13 protein-coding genes are annotated in these 15396 nt (G+C 72.4%); 6 read left to right on the top strand and 7 right to left on the bottom strand.

From position 1 onward, the window contains the following. Window positions 1-113 precede the first annotated feature (113 nt). On the bottom strand, window positions 114-1505 hold the full coding sequence (locus tag ACWF9Z_RS00590; RefSeq protein WP_453595955.1) for a glutamate decarboxylase: 1392 nt from the start codon (window positions 1503-1505) through the stop codon (window positions 114-116). Window positions 1506-1825: 320 nt separating this feature from the next. Between ACWF9Z_RS00590 and melC1 the strand changes: the two genes are divergently transcribed. Further along, a complete protein-coding gene (melC1, locus tag ACWF9Z_RS00585; protein ID WP_453595952.1) occupies window positions 1826-2215 on the top strand; it encodes an apotyrosinase chaperone MelC1 in 390 nt (129 codons plus the stop codon). Beyond that, a complete protein-coding gene (gene melC2 / locus ACWF9Z_RS00580) occupies window positions 2215-3078 on the top strand; it encodes a tyrosinase MelC2 (RefSeq protein WP_453595949.1) in 864 nt (287 codons plus the stop codon). The genes melC1 and melC2 overlap by 1 nt, the downstream gene beginning before the upstream one ends. Here melC2 and ACWF9Z_RS00575 read toward each other — a convergent pair. Next, on the bottom strand, window positions 3018-3740 hold the full coding sequence (locus ACWF9Z_RS00575; RefSeq protein ID WP_453595946.1) for a response regulator: 723 nt from the start codon (window positions 3738-3740) through the stop codon (window positions 3018-3020). The genes melC2 and ACWF9Z_RS00575 overlap by 61 nt on opposite strands. Beyond that, window positions 3737-5371, bottom strand: coding sequence for a sensor histidine kinase (locus tag ACWF9Z_RS00570; RefSeq protein WP_453595943.1), 1635 nt, complete (start codon window positions 5369-5371; stop codon window positions 3737-3739). Before ACWF9Z_RS00570 ends, ACWF9Z_RS00575 begins: the two co-directional genes overlap by 4 nt. Window positions 5372-5497: 126 nt before the next feature. On the opposite strand from ACWF9Z_RS00570, the gene ACWF9Z_RS00565 reads away from it, so the two are divergent. Together ACWF9Z_RS00565 and ACWF9Z_RS00560 are read left to right on the top strand one after the other, a co-directional pair. Then, a complete protein-coding gene (locus ACWF9Z_RS00565; RefSeq protein WP_453595940.1) occupies window positions 5498-6850 on the top strand; it encodes a cation:dicarboxylate symporter family transporter in 1353 nt (450 codons plus the stop codon). 268 nt (window positions 6851-7118) lie between these two features. Then, window positions 7119-8882, top strand: a complete 1764-nt coding sequence (locus ACWF9Z_RS00560; RefSeq protein ID WP_453596521.1) for a S8 family peptidase — start codon at window positions 7119-7121, stop codon at window positions 8880-8882. Window positions 8883-8909: 27 nt separating this feature from the next. Here the strand turns inward: ACWF9Z_RS00560 and ACWF9Z_RS00555 are convergent, their stop codons facing one another. Both ACWF9Z_RS00555 and ACWF9Z_RS00550 read right to left on the bottom strand, forming a co-directional pair. Beyond that, entirely contained in the window at window positions 8910-10379 is a 1470-nt protein-coding gene (locus ACWF9Z_RS00555) for an alpha/beta hydrolase family protein (RefSeq protein WP_453595937.1), read from the bottom strand. Between the two features lie 75 nt (window positions 10380-10454). Continuing rightward, complete coding sequence (locus ACWF9Z_RS00550; protein WP_453595935.1) at window positions 10455-11135, bottom strand: (2Fe-2S)-binding protein; 681 nt, start codon at window positions 11133-11135, stop codon at window positions 10455-10457. Window positions 11136-11423: 288 nt separating this feature from the next. Between ACWF9Z_RS00550 and ACWF9Z_RS00545 the strand changes: the two genes are divergently transcribed. Together ACWF9Z_RS00545 and ACWF9Z_RS00540 are read left to right on the top strand one after the other, a co-directional pair. Then, window positions 11424-12515 carry a hypothetical protein gene (locus ACWF9Z_RS00545; protein ID WP_453595932.1) on the top strand — a complete coding sequence of 364 codons (1092 nt, stop codon included), beginning with the start codon at window positions 11424-11426 and terminating at the stop codon, window positions 12513-12515. A gap of 125 nt (window positions 12516-12640) precedes the next feature. Next, window positions 12641-13207, top strand: a complete 567-nt coding sequence (locus tag ACWF9Z_RS00540) for a DUF4291 domain-containing protein (RefSeq protein ID WP_453595930.1) — start codon at window positions 12641-12643, stop codon at window positions 13205-13207. Window positions 13208-13264: 57 nt separating this feature from the next. Here ACWF9Z_RS00540 and ACWF9Z_RS00535 read toward each other — a convergent pair whose 3' ends face one another. Together ACWF9Z_RS00535 and ACWF9Z_RS00530 are read right to left on the bottom strand one after the other, a co-directional pair. Then, window positions 13265-14503, bottom strand: a complete 1239-nt coding sequence (locus ACWF9Z_RS00535; protein WP_453595928.1) for an MFS transporter — start codon at window positions 14501-14503, stop codon at window positions 13265-13267. 71 nt (window positions 14504-14574) lie between these two features. Beyond that, a complete protein-coding gene (locus ACWF9Z_RS00530) occupies window positions 14575-15381 on the bottom strand; it encodes an alpha/beta fold hydrolase (RefSeq protein WP_453595926.1) in 807 nt (268 codons plus the stop codon). Window positions 15382-15396 lie beyond the last annotated feature (15 nt).

The raw sequence follows: 15396 nt of genomic DNA, 5'->3' as shown, positions 1-15396 counted from the left end.
CGCCCGCCGTCCGGCGCCCGTCCCGGCCCGGGCACAGACCGGCCGCGGCCCGGACGGCGGCGGCGCGGTCGGCGTCGGCCCGGACGGCGTCGCTACCGCCCGTGGCGGTCCGGTCAGTGGTGGAAACCGGACCGGCGCTCGGTGGCCGGTACCGGCTGCGGGGTCGCCTCCAGGTGCTCCACCGCCCGGCGCAGGTCGGCGACGAGCAGGGCGATCTGGTCCCTGGTCACCCCGTGCCGGACCAGGACGCGTTGGATGACCGTGTCCTCTTGGTCCGCCGGCAGCGGGTACGAGGGCACCTGCCAGCCCCTCATCCGCAGCCGGTCGGAGAGGTCGTACAGGGTGTAGCCGGCGCCCGCCGGGTCGGCGAGCCGGTACGACACGGCGGGCAGCGCGCCCTGGCCGTCGTACAGGAGGGTGAAGGGACCCATCGCCTCGATCTCGCGGGCCAGGTACTGGGCGGTGTCGGCGCAGGCCTGCTGGACCCTGCGGTAGCCGCCCTTGCCCAGGCGCAGGAACAGGTAGTACTGGGCGATGATCTCGCCGCCGGGGCGGGAGAAGTTGAGGGCGAAGGTCGGCATGTCCCCGCCGAGGTAGTCCACGGAGAAGACCAGGTCGGCCGGGAGCAGGTCGGCGGTGCGCCAGACGATCCAGCCGACGCCGAGCGGGGCGAGGCCGTACTTGTGCCCGGAGGTGTTGACGGAGGCCACGCGCGGCAGCCGGAAGTCCCAGACCACGTCCGGGTGGAGGAAGGGCGCGACGAGGCCGCCGCTGGCCGCGTCCACGTGGATCGGCACGTCCCAGCCGTGCTCAGCCTGGATCCGGTCGAGCTCGGCGGCGATCTCGGCGACGGGCTCGTAGACGCAGGTGTAGGTGACGCCGAGGATGGCGACGACGCCGATGGTGTTCTCGTCCACGTGGGCGGCGAGCTGCTCGGCGCGCAGGCCGGTGGCGCCGGGCTCCAGGGGGATCTGGCGGAGCTCGACGTCGAAGTAGCGGGCGAACTTCTCCCAGCAGATCTGGACCGGCCCGCACACCAGGTTGGGCCGGTCGGTGGGAAGCCCGGCGGCGCGGCGGCGTTCTCGCCAGCGCCACTTGAGGGCGAGCCCGCCGAGCATCGCCGCCTCGCTGGAACCGGTGGTGGAGCAACCGGTGCCGGTGGTACCGGCCGGGGCGTTCCACAGGTCCGCGAGGATGTTGACGCAGCGGGCCTCGATCTCGGCGGTCTGCGGGTACTCGTCCTTGTCGATCATGTTCTTGTCGAGGCACTCGTTCATCAGCCGGTGGACCCCGTCGTCCGACCAGGTGGTGCAGAACGTGGCCAGGTTCTGGGCCGCGTTGCCGTCGAGGAGCAGCTCGTTGTGCAGGAGCTGGTAGACCACCTCGGAGGGTGAGTGGTCGTCAGGCATCCGGTACTTGGGGAGGACTTCGCCGCTGAGGGCGGACGCGAACACGTCCGCATCGGCGTCGCGGGCACGTGCGTCTTTCGTCTCATGCAGGGCCATACGGGGACTATAAAGGACATAACCCTCCGAAGTGCGATGCGGCGGCACGGGTGGGGCGCGGGGCGGGAGCTGGACAGAGGCCCCGGAAGGGTAGATTCCGGCCGCACCTTCCGGCCGACTACGCGATGTGACCCCCTCCACCCCTCCCCCACACACCCGAAAGATCTTTCGTCAGTTAAGCTTTTCGGCGTAGGTCTTCCCGTTCGGGCCACTGGAGCCGGTCCGGACGGGAAGATCATCCAATTGGTTCGACAGGCAACTTATCCGCGCATGTCCGGATTCCGGCCGTCGGTTCTGCGCGCCCTGATACCTCTCGGGCCATGAACAAGATCACCCGCCGGCAGGCCTTGAGTGCCACTGCCGGCGCACTCAGCCTTCTCGGTCTCGCCGGCGCCACCGCGCACGCGGCCGTCACCGACTCCCGTCCCGCCGCCCCCGCCACCCCCACCGGGTCGGTCGACGAGGTCTACCTGGGCCGCCGCATCCGAATAGCCCCCGCCTCGGGCGGCGGCCACCACGGCGGACACCACTCCGCCGGCCTGCCGACCGTCTCCATCGACGGCCGCGAACTGCACGTGATGCAGAACGCCGACGGCACGTGGATCAGCGTGGTCAACCACTACGAGACGTTCTCCGGTCCGCTCCCGCTCGCCCGCGCCGCGGTGCGCGAACTCCAGGGCGCCGCCCTCGTCCCGATGGGCGGCATGTGATGACGATCCGCAAGAACCAGGCCTCACTCACCTCCGAGGAGAAGCGGGCCTTCACCAACGCGCTGCTGGAACTCAAGCGCACCGGCCGCTACGACCGCTTCGTCACGACCCACAACGGCTTCATCATGGGCGACACCGACTCCGGCGACCGGGTCGGCCACCGCTCCCCCTCCTTCCTGCCCTGGCACCGCCGGTTTCTGCTGGAGTTCGAGGCGGCTCTGCAGGCGGTGGATCCGACGGTGGCCCTTCCCTACTGGGACTGGACCGTGGACCGGACCCCCCGCTCCTCCCTGTGGGCCGCCGACTTCCTCGGCGGCACCGGGCGGGCCCGTGACGGACAGGTGCTCGACGGACCGTTCGCGTACGCGACGGGCAAGTGGGAGGTAGCCGTACGGGTCGACGGGCGCTCCTACCTGCGGCGCGCGCTCGGCACCGGTGTGGCCGAGCTGCCGACCCGGGCCGAGGTGAACGCCGTCCTCGCGATGCCGGTCTACGACACGGCGCCCTGGAACAGCTCCTCGAGCGGTTTCCGCAACAACCTGGAGGGCTGGCGCGGGGCCAACCTGCACAACCGGGTCCACGTGTGGGTGGGCGGCCAGATGGCCACCGGGGTCTCCCCCAACGACCCGGTGTTCTGGATGCACCACGCCTACATCGACAAGCTGTGGGCCGAATGGCAGGCGCTGCACCCGCAGTCCACGTACCTGCCCGCCGCCGGCACCCCGAACGTGGTGGACCTCCACGACACCATGCGGCCGTGGAACGACGTGACCCCGGCCGACATGCTGGACCACCGGAAGTTCTACACCTTCGACACCGAGCCGGCCCCGGTCCCGGCCGGAGCCGCCGCCAGCCAGCGGTAGTGCAGTTCGGGGCGGCCGACCTGGCCGTACCGGGGGGCCCGGGCCGCACGGCCCGTGTCCACCAGGTGTTCCAGGTACCGGCGGGCGGTGATCCGGGAGATCCCGGCCGCCTCGGCCGCCCCGGCCGCGGTCAGCCCCTCGGGGGCCGCCCGCAGCAACGCCGCGACCCGGTCCAGGGTCGGTGCCCCGATCCCCTTGGGCAGTTCGGCCGGGCCGGGTGCGCGCAGGGCGGCCATGGCCCGGTCGACATCGTCCTGGCCGGCCGCCTCACCCGCCGCCGACGCGCGGAACTCGGCGTAGCGCAGCAGCCGTTCGCGCAGCGTCGGGAAGGCGAAGGGCTTCAGCACGTACTGCACGACCCCGAGCGAGACGCTCTCGCGGACCACGGCCAGGTCCCGCGCGGAGGTCACCACGATCACGTCGGCCGGGTGGCCCGCGGCCCGCAGGCCGCGCGCGAAGCGCAGCCCGTGGCCATCGGGCAGGGTGAGGTCGAGCAGCAGCAGGTCGATCCGGGTCCGTTCCAGCACCCGGGTGGCCCCGGCGAGCGAGTGGACCGCCGCGACGGCCGTGAATCCGGGCACGCGGCCGACGTACAGCGCGTGCGCGTCGGCGGCGACGGGGTCGTCCTCGACCACCAGGACCCGCACCTCGGACGTGCTCACGCGTCCGCCTCCTCTCGCGCCGGCAGCCTCACGGTGAACCGCGCCCCGCCGTCCGGCAGTTGCTCGGCCTCGGCGCTGCCGCCGTGCCGGTGGGCCACCTGACGCACCAGAGCGAGGCCGAGGCCGCGCCCCTCACCCTTGCCCGACCAGCCGCGCCGGAACACGTCCACGCCTTCGGGAAGCCCGGGGCCGTTGTCGGCCACCCGGAGCAGCAGACCCCGCCCGCCCGGTCCGTCGGGGCGGACGGTGACGGCGATGCGGCCGCCGGAAACGCCGGTGAGGGCGTCGGCGGCATTGTCGACGAGGTTGCCGAGGACGGTGACGAGGTCCCGCGCGGGCGGGCCGCCGGGACCGGCCTCGATCACCCCGCTGTCCGGGGTGACGAAGAGCTCCACACCCCGTTCGTGGGCCTGGGCCGCCTTGCCGAGCAGCAGGGCCACGAGCACGGGCTCGCCGACGGCGGCCATCACCTCGTCCGTGAGGGCCTGCGCCAGGGTCAGTTCGGCGGTGGCGAATTCCACCGCTTCGTCGCTGCGGCCGAGTTCGATGAGCGAGACCACGGTGTGCAGCCGGTTGGCCGCCTCGTGGGCCTGGGCGCGCAGCGCCTGGGTGAATTCCCGCTCGTGGTCCAACTCCCCTGTGAGTGACTGGAGTTCGGTGTGGTCGCGCAGGGTGACCACGGTGCCGCGGCGGCCGCCGCCCGCCACGGGCGCGCTGTTGACCACGAGCACCCGGTCCGCGGTCAGGTGCACCTCGTCCACCCGGGGGCGGTCGGCGAGCAGGGCCCCGGTGAGCGGGGCGGGCAGGCCGAGGTCGGCGATGCCGGTTCCCCTGATCTCCCCGGACAGGCCGAGGAGTTCGCGCCCCGCGTCGTTGACGAGGGTGATCCTGCGCTGTCCGTCGAGCATCAGCAGCCCTTCGCGGACGCCGTGCAGGGCCGCCTGGTGGTAGTCGTACATCCGGCTCAGCTCGCCGGCGTTCATCCCGTGGGTGTGGCGGCGCAGCCGGGCGTTGACCACGTACGTGCCCGCCCCGCCGAGGGCGAGGGCCCCGCCCGCCACCCAGGCGAGGGCGGAGAGCTGTGCGGCGAGCCGGGCGCTGACCGCGCGGACGGTGATCCCGGCGGCGACCATGCCGACGACCCGGCCCCCGTCCACGAGCGGGGTCACCACACGGATCGAGGGTCCGAGGGTTCCGGTGTAGGTCTCGCTGAAGGTCTCGCCGCGCAGGGCGGGGGCGGTGTTGCCGAGGAAGCGCTCGCCGATGCGGCGGGGGTCGGGGTGGGTCCAGCGCCGGCCGTCCGGGGCCATGATCGTCACGAAGTCCACACCGGCATCGGCTCGGACCTGCTCCGCGTAAGGCTGCAGCGCCGCGGAGGGCTGCAGCGCCGCGGAGGGGCCTCCTCCGGGCGCCTGCCCCGTCGCCGCCCGCACGGCGTCGCGCACCGACGGGGAGTCGGCGACCGCCCGGGCCACGGCGCCGGCCTGGCGCCGGGCCGCGTCCTCGGCCTGGCCTCGGGCGGTCGCGTACGCGAAGACGGCGCATCCGGCGACGACCACGGCGACCAGCACCACCTGCATGGCGAAGAGCTGGCCGGCGAGGCTGCGCGGCGGCCGGGGGAAGCGGAACATGGCGCTCAGTGTGCACCCGGGCGTGAACTCTATGAACGCAAGGGTGACCGGGGTCACAGCGGCGCGCGATGGTCCTCCCGGGACGCCTTCACCACCGGGAGGCAGAGAGAACCATCAGGAGGCAGCGTGTCCGCCAGGCGCGACAAGACGCACTATCTGTACATCGCGGTGATCGGCGCGGTGCTGCTCGGCATCGCCGTCGGCTTCGCCGCCCCCGGCGTGGCCGTGGAGCTGAAACCGCTGGGCACCGGCTTCGTCAACCTCATCAAGATGATGATCTCGCCGGTGATCTTCTGCACGATCGTGCTCGGCATCGGCTCGGTCCGCAAGGCCGCCAAGGTCGGCGCGGTGGGCGGGCTGGCGCTCGGCTACTTCATGGTCATGTCGACGGTGGCCCTGGCGATCGGCCTGCTGGTCGGGAACCTCCTGGAGCCGGGCAGCGGGCTGCACCTGACGGAGGCCGCCCGGCACGCGGGCGAGCTCCAGGCGAAGGCGGGCGGCGCGAAGAGCACTCCCGAGTTCCTGCTGGGGATCATCCCGACCACCATGGTGTCGGCCTTCACCGGCGGCGAGGTCCTCCAGACCCTGCTGGTGGCGCTGCTGTGCGGGTTCGCGCTCCAGGCGATGGGCACGGCGGGCGAGCCGGTGCTGCGCGGGATCGGACACCTGCAGAAGCTGGTGTTCCGGGTGCTCGCGATGATCATGTGGGCGGCGCCGGTGGGCGCCTTCGGCGCGATCGCGGCGGTGGTCGGCGCCACCGGCATGGACGCCCTGAAATCCCTGGCCGTCATCATGATCGGCTTCTACACGACGTGTCTGCTCTTCGTGTTCGTGGTGCTGGGCACGCTGCTCAGGGTGTGTACGGGGATCAGCGTCTTCTCCCTGCTGCGCTACCTGGGCCGGGAGTTCCTGCTGATCCTGTCCACCTCCTCCTCGGAGTCGGCGCTGCCGAGGCTGATCGCGAAGATGGAGCACGTCGGGGTGTCGCGGCCGGTGGTCGGGATCACCGTCCCGACGGGCTACTCCTTCAACCTGGACGGGACCGCGATCTACCTGACGATGTCCTCGCTCTTCGTCGCGGAGGCGATGGGCAAACCCCTCGCACTGGGCGAGCAGGTCTCCCTGCTCCTGTTCATGATCGTGGCCTCCAAGGGCGCGGCCGGGGTGACGGGCGCCGGCCTCGCCACGCTCGCCGGCGGACTGCAGTCGCACCGGCCTGAACTCGTCGACGGCGTCGGCCTGATCGTGGGCATCGACCGCTTCATGAGCGAGGCGCGGGCCATGACGAACTTCGCGGGCAACGCGATCGCAACCGTGCTGATCGGGACCTGGACGAAGGAGTTCGACCGGGCCCGCGCCACCGAAGTCCTCGCAGGCCGGATCCCGTTCGACGAGACCACGCTCACCGACGACGGACACGGGGACACGGCCGCGGTCCCCGCCCAGCCGGAAGGCGTCAAGGACGGCGTCCCCGCATAGCGGTGGCGTCCGGAAGGACGGCCGGGCCGGGCTCGCCCCCACGGTGCCCAGCCCGGCCGGTTCCGACACCTCGATCGCATAGTTGATTTCCGGCCAACCGTCGATGACCGGTCGTGCGGTAAAAGGTACTTCCGTACCGGGGCACGCTTCTGACATCTTGCGTCCACCACTCGTTTCGTACGGCCCTGTAGGTGCCATCCGCACCGCGGGGCCGTCTTCGGAGGACGCATTGATACCCCACATATCCAGCCGACCTCGACGCACCCTCGTGCTGGCCGCCGCCCTCGGCGCCCTGGCCTTCGGCGCACCGGCCGCGCTCGCCGGCACGGCGCCCGTCTCCCCGGCCGGCGTCCCGGTCACCTCCGCACCCGCCAAGGCCCAGGCCGCGGCGCCGACTTCCCAGAGTGCGACCTGGGCTGCCGGCACCCGCGCCTACCTGGTGATCACCGCCGCCGGTGACAGCTCCGCCGTCCGCTCCGCGGTCGCGGCGAACGGCGGCACCGTCTTCTCGTACTTCGACTCCATCGGCGTGATCGTCGCCCACTCGGCCTCCTCGGGCTTCGCCACCACCATGCGTGGGGTCAGCGGAGTCCAGAAGGTCGGCGCGACGCGCACCTCGGACGTCCCGGCCGATGCCTACAACCCGGCACTTCCCGCCAACCCGGCGCAGTCGACGACCCCTGCGGGCGAGCCCGTACGCGTCGACATGAGCCAGATCAAGGCCGACCAGGCCTGGGCCGTGACCACCGGCTCGGCCTCCGTCAAGGTCGGCATCCTGGACACCGGCGTGGACGACCAGCACCAGGACCTGGCGCCGAACTTCAACGCCGCCGACTCCGCGTCCTGCGCGTACGGCAAGCCGGACACCCGGGTCGGCGCCTGGCGTGACGTGGACACCCACGGCACCCACGTCGCCGGCACGGTGGCCGCCGCCAAGAACGGCAAGGGCGTCGTGGGCGTGGCCCCGGGCGTGAAGATCGCCTCGGTCCGCGTGGCCGAGCCGGGCAACTCCTTCTTCTTCGCCGAGAACACCATCTGCGCCTTCGTCTGGTCCGGCGACCACGGCTTCAAGGTCACCAACAACAGCTATTACACGGACCCGTGGCAGTTCAACTGCCCGGACAACATCGACCAGGCCGCGATCATCGAGGGCGTCAAGCGCGCCCAGGAGTACGCGGAGAGCAAGGGCTCGCTCCAGGTCGCCGCGGCGGGCAACGAGGACTACGACCTCGCCCACAAGACCACGGACTCCGCGAGCCCGAACGACTCCACCCCGACCACCCGCACCATCACCAACGCCTGCCTCGACATCCCGACCGAGCTCCCGGGCGTGGTCACGGTCTCGGCCAACGGCACCGGTGTCACCAAGGCCTCGTTCTCCAACTTCGGCCAGGGCGTCATCGATGTCTCGGCGCCGGGCAGCAACGTCTACTCGACCGCTCCGGGCGGCGGGTACAGCACCAAGAGCGGTACCTCGATGGCCACCCCGCACGTCGTGGGCGTCGCGGCACTCATCGCCAGTGCCAACCCGGGCATCACGCCGGCGCAGATCCGCGACAAGCTGGCCACCCAGGCCAATGACACCGCCTGCCCGTCGGACGCCCGCTGCACCGGGACGACGGCCAACAACGGCTTCTTCGGCGAGGGCCAGGTCGACGCGCTGAAGGCGGTCGGCGCCACCCCGCCGGCCGGCAAGTACTTCGAGAACCTCGGTGACGTCGCGATCGGCGACAACACCACCGTGGAGAGCTCGATCACCGTCAGCGGCGTGACCGGCAACGCGCCGGCCACGCTCAAGGTGGGCGTGGACATCAAGCACACCTACATCGGTGACCTCAAGGTCGACCTCGTGGCTCCGGACGGCAGCGTCTACGTCCTGAGCAACCGGGCCGGCGGCGGCACGGACAACATCATCCAGACCTTCACCGTCAACGCCTCCTCCGAGGTCGCGAACGGCGTCTGGAAGCTGCGCGCGAACGACAACGCGAACCAGGACACCGGCAAGATCGACGCCTGGAACCTGACCTTCTAGGTTCCGTCACCGGAGGCATCCGCCTCATCAGCGGTGCAGGACGTCGGCCAGCCAGTCGAAGACGACGTCGCAGTGCTGTTGCGGGGCCATCGGGGAGCAGTGCAACTGCGCCCCGGTGGCCCCGGTCAGTTTCACGTACGCGCGCCGCGAGCGGAGCAGGTCGTACATCCGCTTCGGCTGGCCGGGGTAGAACTCCTCGAAGTCGTAGTCCAGGACCAGGGTCGGAGCCTTGATCTTCGGGACGACGGCGCTGATGTCGAGGCTCATGGCCAGCTGTGCCGGGGTCCACAGATCGGTGAAGACCCGGCCCGCGCGGGCCGCCCGCAGGGCCTCCCTCGAGAAGACCTCGAACCGCTTCTTCACGACGAAGGCGAGCTGCGGGGTGAGCTCCGGGACCACCTCCTCGTTCCACACCCGGTTGGTCTCCGCCTTGTCGGCGGTGACGACGTCACGGAGCTCCTTGTCGAAGCCGAGCCACGGGCTGACACAGCCGGGCTGGCAGACCAGGGCCGCGATGCGCGGTTCGAAGGCGGCGGCGCGGGCGACCAGGTTGCCGCCCATGCTGAGGCCGGTGAGCGCGATGCGCGCGCTGTCCACGTCCTTGCGGTGCTCCAGCCAGTCGATCAGCGGGCCGACCACGTCCTCCCAGCGCGGGGTGAAGGACAGCTCCTCGACGAAGAGCAGCTCGCCCTGACCGGGACCGTCGTAGACGAGTGCGTTCCAGCCCCGGTTCAGTGCGGCGGACACCCCGTAGGTCCACATGTCGACGTTCTGGCCGTCGCTGCCGTTGGTGAGGATGACGGTGGGCCGGGGTTCGGACGGGTCGTGTCCCCCGGGACGGAAGAACCAGACCGGCAGGTGGGTCTTCCCGTACGGGACCTTCGCCCGGACGGCGGCCGGAGAGCAGAGCTGGGTGAAGGTGTCCCAGGCGCGCCGCCCGGCGAGGTAGACCTCCTTCTCATCCGCCGGACGGTCGGTGCCCAGGACGTAGAAGAGCGCCTGCCCGTAGTACTGGGCGGCCCGCAGCGAACGGAACCTGCGGGTCTGCGAGGGGGTTTCACGGCCGTGCCGGCCGGCGGGCGGGGGCGCGGCGAGGCGGTCGCCCCAGGCGCGGAACGTATCGGAATAGGTCTGCTCGGACAGTCCGGCGGCGTTGATCGCGTTGACGGCGGTGAGGACCTCGCCGACCTCCGAGGCCCGCATGCCGGCGGCGCCCAGGGCGAGCAGGCCGGCGAAGTTGAAGCCCGGGTCGGCGAAGAGCTTCATGGATCCGGGCGCGGGATCAGGGGCGGCGGCCGGGGCGGGTCCGGGAGCCCGCGGGGCGGGCGCCGGTGCGGCCGCGGCTGCCCCGGCCCCCACTCCCGCGGCGAGGGCGCCGACACCGGCGGTCAGCCCGCCGAGAGCCGCGCGGCGGGACATGCCGGACGGCTCGCGGTGTTCGGCGCGAGCGCGCCCGTCGTCAGGGACATCGCCGGGGGCACCATGGGTACGGGTCATGTCAGGGAAGGTAGGAGCGAGTCCCGGCGCGTCGCCGTCCGCCACACCTCCGATGCTCCGAACGGCCCCGCACCCCTACCTGGTGCGCAGTACGCAGTCCCCGCAGAGCCCGCCGCCGGGGACCTTGTAGTACAGGCAGCAGCTGCGGCGCACGAAGGCCACCCCGAGGCCGGGCTCGTGGACGAAGGTGCCGGTTCCGCCGAGGGGCCCGCCCTCCGCGAGCAGCTCGGCCGTGAGGGACACCGCGGCCTCGTCCGGGACCCGGTCGGCCAGCACCCGTAGCGCGCCGACCAGGCCGGAGGCGGTGTTCCCGCGCAGGACCCGCGGCGAGACGCCGAACCGCTCGCGCAGCGCCGCGTCCAGCACGGAAACGTTGCCGAGCACGGCGTCCGCCAGGGCCTCGCCGGTTGTTTCCCCCGGCTGTTGTACGGGTTCGGGCAGCCACAGCTCCAGCGAACCCGCCTCGGGCAGTCGCCACCACACGCGATCGGGCCCGAGGTCCGGCACCCGTCCGGACAGGGCCGCGCAGCCGAGCGCGAGGGACCAGAGCCGCGAGACGATCCCGAACTGCGCGGTCGAGGCCGCCACCCGCCCCGGCCCGCTGCCGATCCTCCGGCCGACCTCGCCGACGTAGGGGGCGAGTCGCTCTCCGTACAGCTCGGCGAGCGGGAGGAAGCCCGGCCCGGGCGGCTCTTTGCCGGTGGCCACCGTGAAGAACGGCCCGACGGAGCGCAGTCGGCGCAGTACGTTGTCCATCCCCGGATGATCTCAGGTGGCTGCTCCGGGACGGCTCGCGCACCCGAACGGGCCGGTCCACGCCGAGGTCAGCCGGGTGCACCGGCCGCAGGCACCTCCTGGCGCGGCGATCTGACGCCCGGCCAACCGCCTTTGCGAGCCGCCTGCTTGCTCATGCGATCATACGAACGGCTCTCGACGGACCGGTGTGCGGTCGACCGATCAGACGGTCGCGCCGGCGGACCTCGAGCAATCGAGCGAGAACGGGGATCTGATGTGAGCGGGGCTGGGGGGCAGGACGGGGCGTCCGTGTCCGAGGAGGAGTGGGAGCGGTTCCTTCGTGAATCGGTGACGGGTGTGGCCGGGGCTCCCGTGGAGCCGTCGGCGCGCGCCCGTGAGGTGGAGCGGCGGCTGCGGGAGCGATCCGGGCAACGGCCGGACGGCTGGCGTACGTACACGCCGGCCCGGCCCCGGCGCAGGACGGGCTGGTACGTGACCGGGATGGTGGCGGTCGTGGCCCTCCTGGTCGTGGGGCTCTTCCCGGAGCAGGTCGTCGGCTGGTTCGGCGGTGACGACGGCGGGCAGCACGGCGCCCCGCCGGCCGCCGAGTCGCAGAGCCCGCGGAAGGCTCCCGGCGCCGGGCCGGCCCTGCGCCCGACCCTCGCCGAACCCTTCCGGGGTTCGCCGGCCGCCGACTGGGCCGACGGCGCGGCGGGGATCACGGTGCCGCAGGCCGAGGCGACCGGCTGGATGGACGCCGCCCAGGTCGAGCGGGCCCTGGGGCAGAGCCGCGACTTCCTGGTGGCCGCGGGGCTCAACTCCCGCGTGCTGCGCGGCGAGCGGCCCACGGAGGCGATCGCGCTGCTGAACCCGCACCAGACGGACATCCAGGAGTACGTCCGTACCGCCCTGTCGTCGGCGGCGCCCACGGACAAGACCGACCCGCTGCTGCTGTTCAGCCGCTTCCGGCCGGATCAGTCCCGGCTGGTGGGTGACGTGGTCAAGACGCGCGGTCGGCTCACGTACCGGGAGGGGAAGCAGGGGGCGGTCGAGGTGACGGCGGACGTCACCTTCGTGTACCCGGTCGCGCCGGCGGCCGACGGCGGGCAGGACGCGGAGGTGGTCCGGACGGTCGTGCGGCGCGAGGTGGTGATGAGCTGGGACGACCCGGCCAAGGTCCTGACCGAACCGGGCACGCTGTCCCTCGTCTCGTACGCGCTCGACATGACCAACGGCGGCTGCTCCGCCCCGACCGGCTACTTCGTACCGCCCTTCGGCGCGGCCGACGAGCGGGTCGACGAAGCCCACCGGGTCGATCCGTACGACCGCAGCAAGCCGCTCGACACGAGCAACGGCACGACGGCCACGGGCGAGCGCTGCGCGACCGCCACCCGCTCCTAGGGCGTGCGGGGAAAGTGGATCTCGTGCTGAGATGATCTCGGTCCGTGGCACGTGGTGACGGGCTGCGCGGCCCGTACGGGAAAAACGGCTCGCGCGGCTCACGGACGGATGGCAGGGTGCGGCGCATGGCGCCCCCGTATCAGATTCGTGCCGACTACGACGCTCACACGATCGTGGTCTACCAGGCGTACGCGCCTGCCGTCGCCGATGCGGCACTGCGGGCGGGCCGCTTCGTCACGCCGTTCTCGTTCCACAGGATGACGTGGATCAAGCCGTCGTTCATGTGGCTGATGCACCGCAGCAACTGGGCCCGCAAACCGGCTCAGGAGCGCGTTCTCGCGGTGCGGATGACGCGGGAGGGCTGGGAGGAGGCCCTGTCCCAGGCCGTGCTCACCACCGCGGACCCGGCGGCCCTCGCCGAGGCGGCCGTGCACGTCCAGTGGGACCCGGAGCGCTCGCCGCGCGGGGCGGCGCTCAACCACTACAGCATCCAGGTCGGCATCGGCCGCCATCGGATGCGCAGGTTCACCGACGACTGGATCGTGAGCCTCACCGACCTGACCCCGCAGGTCCGCAAGGCCGCTTCCCTCATACAGGCGGGGCAGGCCGCAAAGGCCCGGCGGCTGCTTCCCGCGGAGCGCGCCTACCCGCTGCCCCGCGCACTGGAGAACCGCCTTTCCCCGGGTGGGTGACCGCAGACTGCCACGGAGCCGGGGTGCACCGCACCGATTGACGTGCGGGGTCAGGGGTCAGGCGGCCTCCCGGCCGGCGGGGACCGCGTCGCCGCTCCGGGCGGACCGCGCCCGCCGCACGGCCGGGCCCATCCCGTACGAGGCCCCCAGCAGGAGCGCTCCGAGGAGCAGCCAGCCGGGGATCCCCCAGAGCAGGATCAGCGAGGTCAGCACGAGCGGCCCCAGGGTCCGGGCGACGGGCACCCCCGTGCCGAAGAAGCCCTGGTACTGGCCGATCCGCTCGGCGGGCGCCAGCGCGAAGCCGATCTGCCAGGAGCCGGCGGACTGCCGCATCTCGGCGTCCACCTGGAGCACGGCGCCCGCCAGGAGCAGCGCCGCCGCCGCCCATCCCGCCCGGGGCAGCGCGGAGAGGGCGAACACCCCGCACGAGGCGGCCACCACCAGCCCCGAGACCCGTACCGCCCGCCCCGCACTCTCCAGGTCGGTCACCGGCCGGGCCGTCCGTACCTGGAACAGCATCACGGCGACGGTGTTGAGCACGAAGAGCGCCGACACCAGCCAGCCGGGGGCGTGCGTGCGCTCCACGATCCACAGCGGGATCGCGAGGCTCAGCAGCGGCATCCGCAGCAGCAGGATCGCGTTGAGGAGCGTGACCAGCGCGTACGGCCGGTCGCGGAGCACGGCCAGGCGCGGCTCCCCCGCCGCCCGGTCCGCCACGGGCGCCACCTCGGGCAGCCGCAGCAGTACGGCGGCGCAGAGCAGGAACGCCACCGCGTCGAGCGCGAAGACGGCCAGGTAGGCGCGTTCGGTGCCGACGCCGAGCGCGAGCCCGCCGAGGGCCGCGCCGACCGCGAGGCCCGCGTTGAGCACCGCCTGCAGGTGGGCCAGTACCCCGGTGCGCTCCTCGGGGGTGACCAGCCCGGCGAGGAGGGCCTGACGGGCGGCGGCGAGTCCGCACTGGGCGGTGGCGTACACGACGACGGCGGCCAGGAAGGCCCAGAAGGAGCGGACGAAGAGGAAGGAGGCGACGGAGGCGGCCGTGGCGACGGCCAGCGCCACGGAGGTGCCGCGCGGCCCCCGCCGGTCGGCGAGCGCCCCCAGCGGGACCCCCGCGACCGAGCCGATCGCCCAGGCGAGGGTGAGGCCGACGCCGATCTGGGCCGGCGAGAGACCGACCACCTGGGTGAAGAAGAGCGCCGAACACACGTAGTAGGCGCCGTCGCCCACGGAGTTGCACAGTTGGGCGGCGGCCAGTCGGCGCGGCGCTCCGGGCGGGGGCAGGATCCGTATCGTCACCGGGCGATTGCATCAGCTGAATGGCCCGTTCCGCCGGTCCATTCACGTCCGCTGTTTCCGGGCCATTCGGGTCAGAGCCCCGCGAGGAACTCCAGCAGGACCCGGTTGAAGGCCTCCGGCTGTTCCACGCCGGGCAGGTGTCCGGCCCGCTCGACGACGGCGAGCACCGAGTGCGCGGCCAGCGCGTGCAGGGACTCGGCCTCGGCGACCGGGGTGTAGACGTCGTCCCGGCCGACCACGATCAGGCAGGGCACGCCGGCCGGCAGCCCGGCGAGCACGGGCCGGTAGTCCGGTCGCTCGGCCCGTCCGCGCAGCGCGGCGGCGGCGCCCCGCGGGTCGGTCGCGTACATCATGGCGGTGACCCCGGCCGCGGCCTCGGGCATGCCCGTCACGTTGTAGGGCGCGAGCATCTTGTCGATGACCTCGTCGGCGTAGGGCTTCATCCCTTCCGCGAGGAGCCGCTCGGCGAGCTCGCGGCGGGCGGTCTTGCCCTCCGGCGTCTCCGGCGAGGCGGAGGTGTCGGAGAGGACGAGGGCCCGTATCCGACCCGGGTGGCGCAGCCTCATCTCCAGGGCGATCTGGCCGCCCATGGACACACCGCCGACGACCGCCTGTTCGATGCCCAGACCATCGAGCAGGGCGGCCAGGTCGTCGGCGAGGCCGGCGAGCGGCGCCGTGCCCGCGATCACTGGACTTCGACCGTATCCGCGCAGGTCAGGGGTAATCACACGGTAACCGGCGGTGGTCAGCGCGGCCGTCTGGGGGGCCCACATCGTGCGGTTGAAGGGATGTCCGTGGACAAGGATCACGGGGGCTCCTCCGCGGGGACCGGAGTCCTCGAAAAAGAGTGCCGCGCCATTGCCGATTAGGGGGTTCATGAGAGGACTTTAAGG

The organism is Streptomyces sp. NPDC054961 (assembly GCF_053609145.1).
Note: the sequence above shows the minus strand (reverse complement) of the source record. Positions and strands in the feature narration are given on the sequence as shown.